At 39.4% G+C, this 5,851-nt stretch carries 2 protein-coding genes and 1 pseudogene; 1 reads left to right on the top strand and 2 read right to left on the bottom strand.

Features of this window, described 5'->3' with window-relative positions; translation table 11 throughout:
• Positions 1–152: 152 nt before the first annotated feature.
• Positions 153–2,834: a pyruvate dehydrogenase (acetyl-transferring), homodimeric type gene (aceE, locus tag ACY10D_RS09035; protein WP_487000413.1), complete on the bottom strand. Its 2,682-nt coding sequence runs from the start codon at positions 2,832–2,834 to the stop codon at positions 153–155.
• A 152-nt stretch (positions 2,835–2,986) separates the two neighbouring features.
• Positions 2,987–3,844, bottom strand: coding sequence for an MFS transporter (locus ACY10D_RS09030; protein WP_487000412.1), 858 nt, complete (start codon positions 3,842–3,844; stop codon positions 2,987–2,989).
• Positions 3,845–4,256: 412 nt separating this feature from the next.
• Here ACY10D_RS09030 and ACY10D_RS09025 point away from each other — a divergent pair.
• A pseudogene (locus ACY10D_RS09025) lies at positions 4,257–4,628 on the top strand (protein kinase domain-containing protein).
• Positions 4,629–5,851: the final 1,223 nt, after the last annotated feature.

Genomic DNA, 5,851 nt, shown 5'->3' with positions numbered 1-5,851 from the left:
GCCTAATTCCCCTCTTTGCAAGAGGGGTGGCAGCCACAGGCTGACGGGGTGTTTTAAGATTATAGTTTCTTTAAACTATGCAAATCCCTATTGGGCATATGCAATATTGGGCGTATGCGATACGCCCCTACTAGTATTTAATATATGCCCGATTAGTGACTTACTGGGTCAAGACGCTCAGGATCAATATTGTATTTCTTAATCGCATCTTTAACCACTTTGGCAGTCACAGCACCTTCGCGTAACAAGCCAGTTAGCGCGGCAATAACCACATGATAACGATCGACTTCAAAGAAGCTTCTTAAGTTCTCACGCGAATCAGAGCGACCAAAGCCATCCGTACCTAAGGTAATATAATTTTGAGGCATAAACTCACGTAATTGCTCAGTATAAAGCTTGATATAATCCGTTGATGCAATCACAGGACCTGTGTGACCTTTTAAACATTTCTCAATATGTGTTTGTTGTGCCTTTTTATCAGGGTGAAGCATATTCCAACGTGCCACTTGTCGACTATCACGATAAAGCTCATTCGCTGAGGTCATACTCCAAACATCACTGGTGACACCAAAGTCTCTCTCTAATAACTCGGCAGCTGCTTCAACTTCGCGCAAAATAGTGCCTGAGCCCATTAACTGTACATGCTTTTTCGTATCGGCTTTTTTAGCGCCTTTTAATAAGTATAAGCCTTTGATAATGCCTTCTTCAGAGCCTTCAGGCATCGCACCATGCATATAGTTCTCATTCATTACCGTGACATAGTAGAAAACCTGCTCACCTTCAACATACATGCGACGCATACCATCCCAAAGAATCACAGCAAGCTCATATGCATACGTTGGATCATAAGAGATACATGATGGAATAAGACCGGCTTGAATATGACTATGCCCATCTTCATGTTGAAGCCCTTCACCATTAAGTGTGGTGCGTCCTGCAGTGCCTCCTAATAAGAAGCCTTTGGCGTGTGAATCTCCTGCGAGCCACGCAAGGTCACCAATTCGTTGGAAACCAAACATTGAGTAATAAATATAAAATGGAATCATCGGTACACGATGAACACTATACGAAGTGGCTGCCGCTAACCATGAGCAAAAGCCGCCGGCTTCATTGATACCATCTTGGATGATCTGTCCATCCGTTGATTCCTTATAGTACATTACTTGCGCTTTATCTTCTGGCACATATTGCTGACCGCGATGGTTGTAAATACCTAATTGACGGAATAAGCCTTCCATACCAAACGTACGTGATTCATCTACTGTCACTGGCACCAAACGATCTTTTAGCTCTTTATGACGTGTTAGATTAACAAACATACGTACAAATGCCGTTGTCGTTGAAAACTCACGATCACCACTTGCCTCTAAGAATAACTGACCGAAATCCTGATAACTTGGAATCGGTAAAGCGGTGTTATTTTCAAAGCGTGCAGGCGCGTAGCCATCTAATGCTTTACGTTGCGCATGTAAATAAGCATGCTCTTTAGAGCCTTCTTGGAATTTGACAAACTCCATATTTTCAACTTGCTCATCCGTTGCCGGCACATCGAATCGATCACGAATATATTTTAGTGCTGCGGTATCAAGCTTTTTAACATTGTGCGCAATGTTCTTAGATTCACCCCATTCACCTAAACCATAGCCTTTAATGGTCATTGGTAAAATAACCGTTGGCTTACCTGTTGTATTATTAACAGCGCGTTGGTAAGCCGCATATACCTTAATCGGATCATGCCCACCACGCATTAAGTTTTGCACATCTTCATCAGTGTAACCCTTGCCCATTTCTTCTAGCTCTGGATCGCCACCGAAAATGGTTTGACGCAAATCTTGTCCGCCATGCGAACGTGCAAACTGCATCTGACCATCATTCATCTGTGCTAAACGCTGTTGTAGTTTACCATTAGTATCTTTGGCAAATAATGGCTCCCAGTTGCTACCCCATAACACTTTAATGACATTCCAACCAGCACCTGTAAAGATCTGAGCGAATTCCTCAACAATCTTACCATTTCCATCAACCAGACCATCTAAGCGCTGAAGATTACAGTTGATCACAAAAATTAGATTATCCAAGCCCTCACGTGCTGCACGATTAATCGCGCCTAATGACTCAGGTTCATCCATCTCACCATCACCACAAAACGCCCATACACGGCGATTGCTCGTTTGGGCTAATTTACGTGCTTCTAGATACTTCATAAAGCGTGCTTGATAAATCGCTTGCAATGGACCAAGCCCCATTGAAACCGTTGGGAACTGCCAATAGGTTGGCTGCAAATATGGATGCGGGTAAGATGATAAGCCTTTATCACCATTGAATGCTTGTTGGCGGAAGTTCTTTAGCTGCTCTTCAGTTAATCGCCCTTCAAGGTAAGAGCGCGCGTAAATCACAGGCGTTGTATGTCCTTGATAAAAAACCAAATCCCCTGCTTTTGTTTCACTTGGCGCATGGAAGAAGTGGTTAAACCCGACTTCATAAAGCGTCATAATTGAGGCACCTGAACCGATGTGTCCACCTAATGTACCATCTTTTTTATTCGCTTTAGCAACCATAACCGCCGCATTCCAGCGATTAAGATTCTCGATTTTTTGTTCAATTTCCAAATCTCCTGGATAACCGGGCTGATCAGCGACTTTAATCGTATTCATAAACGAAATACTTTTAGCAGGTGCATACGCACTATCAATACCAATTTCGCCAGCACGATCCAATAAACGATTCACCAAAAAGCTAGCACGCTCTGCACCTTCACGTGTCACAACATCCTCTAATGCTTCTAGCCACTCTTGCGTTTCGGTTGTATCAATATCATGAAACCTTTCAGACATGTTGCCTCCATAGACAGTTAAAACTTAAAAAGCTTAAAAAACAATTAAAGCTAAGTATTAAAAACGGCGACAATTATAAACCTAAGACTCCTGAAAATATAGGCGAATTAGCACTTTAGCGGAAAAGCTTGGATTCTTTGATTAAAACACAATCACAAAGTAATATCTTTTGTTCTAACTTCCTTAAAAAAGAATGCAATCACAAAGGATAGTAACATTAAAACAGGAATTAAAACCATCATATATTGATAGGCCTGATGAAGACCATGCGAGCCCTTAAAGAGCTGTAATAGGAAACCAGACAGAGGTTGCAATACCGCGCCACTTAGCGGCAAAAACAAGTTAATAAAAGCAATGCCAACACCTAACTGCTTATCATGAACATGTCCTTTAATCATTGAGAAATTAAGCACATGCGCACTTTGCATTGCACCAAATAAAAAGCATAGCAAATAGATAAAATATACATTTAAATCAACGTAAATGAGTAATAGCACAACAACAAAGCCAATAATCGGCGCCCATACTAAGAGAACTTTGTCCTTATTTATAATTGTCGCTAATGTACCCCAGATTGGACTTGAAATAGCAACCGAAATAAAAATCAAACTACAAGCAAATGCCGCTTGCGCTTCAGTGATATGATGGACACTACTTAAGTAGCTAATTCCCCATAAATCAGCAAAGACAACGGTTGTACCATAGATGGTGAAAAAATATAGTCCATTTAACAAAAGTTGGCGATTTTTAACCATTTTACCTAACGCTAAAATTTGCTGCCAAACTGTCTCTTGGTGAATCAAATGACGCTTTCTATCCATTGAAGGGTGTTTACGTATAAAAAGTGCACTCACCAAAAACAATACCAAACTGATTATCGCGACCACAAAAAACACTTGTGAAATGGTATAGTGATCCAAAAACAGCACCAAAGGCAATGCTGATAACGCACCGCCGGCATAGCAACTAAACTGCGTGAAGCCTTCAAAGCAGCCCAAGTCAGCAGCCAAGTTAAATACTAAGAAGTAAACTTTTTGATATAATAGAAAAATGAAAATGCATCGAGTAGGTAAGTACTTAATTGATGAAAGTAATATGCTTGGCAAAGGGGCGTACGGAGTGGTACATATGGTTGTGGATGGTGAATAAGTGATAGCTTGCAAGATAATACAGGTTGATAAACTTTAGAAACGCAAGTGCAAACATCTACGGTACGAAATCAAAAGTATGAAATGTACAGATTCAGAAAATTTAGTAAAGTTGATAAACACTAAGTTTAGTAAGTCAAGAACAAGGATGTATCTGTTTATGGAGTACTGCAGTGGAGGAGATTTGTATTAGTTCGTTAGAAATTATCCTACAGCTTTGCAAGACTAATAAGCACTGCTCCGCCGAATGATTTCAGATTTAACATAGGGTCTATTGGAACTAAAGCGAAACTCAATAGTTCACTCCGATATTAAGCCTGCTAACATATTTTTATCAACTTCTGACTTTTTTGAGGCGAAGTTTAAGCTAGGTGATTTTGGAATGGCCTAAACTCTTACTCCCAATATGAAAACAGTTGGAGGATCGGTGCCATTCATGGCACCAGAACAACACCGCGCTGAGCGCATCGATCACTCGGCTGATATATGGGCCTTTGGAGTTACATTGTATTACGTTATGTATGGCAAATATCCCTTTGATATACAGCCTCGAGTGAGGAGAAACGAGCAAGATCGAGCTGGGCGCGCAACTAAGGATCGCAACGAATATCGAAACTACGTGTACAAATGCCTAATTAATAACTAGTTGGATTTCCCCACTGAAAATCATCTTTTGGAAGATCTGATATCACATATGCTCAAACTTAAACCATTTGATCGGATCAAAGTCGAAGAAATTTTGAGTCATCCTTATATGGGTGGATGTGAAGTTTTAAATCCGACATAAATAACTTTATCTGAGCGAACTTCTTCTGAAAGTCATCGAGAAATGTACACGCTTGATAAACTTAACACCTATCTGGCAAAACTAAGAATTGAAATCGACTTGGTTGAGTTTTACACATAGCAAGCTAACTTTGCAGTTGCGCAATATCTATGCCTCCATATCAGCTACCTTATATCTGAGTATACTTATGAGCTGATGTAGAGCACAATGATTTCATAGACAGATAGAGAAGAGATTTCTGGAATGCTGGAGGCGTTCAAAACGGAGAACGACAATCGCCTCAAGGTTATTCTTCCAGAAATTTCAGCTGAGGCAGAGGTTGATGTTGAGCAGTAGCTTTAGCTTGATTTAAGCCAAAGTGATACTGAATGACTACTTGTAGAAATTACACGATTGTAGAAAGAGGCTGAACAGTAGCTGCGAGTTTCTACCGATCCAAATAGTATAAAAGCAACTCTTGAGCAAGCTCATTATATATCTTGACTAGCAGTAAATCATCGTTTATCATTGAAAAAGGCGGAAATTGAAGAAAAAATAAACATATATGGTTTTAACTAATTAAATTATTAAGCTATACCATACTGAAATTAATCAGCAACAACGGCAACATAAATGCCGGCATATATAAATGCCGACCATTGTATGTACAATAGTCATAGAATCACCGTTATTAATGCTAATCCGTTGTCAAAATCGTCTCAATCCTCCGCAGTCCAATAGTAAATATTCATAACAGCAAACCAAATGATGTAATGAAATGAGTAAAAATATAGAATTGAAATTTTGATAATTCTTTCTATGCAATTAGGTCTATTATTGTTTGTTTCAAAGTGTTCAGAAGTAATTCGTTGTAAAGTGTCAACTAACATTACAACTGCATAGACTTCTAGCCAATGACGAATACCATTCTTACATCCACCTGAATCCTGTTACAAAGTAATTATAATAGCAAATGTAATTGCACAGTTATATATAGAAATAAACAACACGATTGATAGCCTTATTATATGTGCATGTTTCCGATTTCTTTAAATTTCCATGAGATTTGCATCACGAGGTACAGGCTGGATTTACATAAAATT

This window comes from Cysteiniphilum sp., from assembly GCF_057495195.1.
The sequence above is the reverse complement of the archived record's forward strand: the minus strand, read 5'-3'. Positions and strand labels throughout refer to the sequence as shown.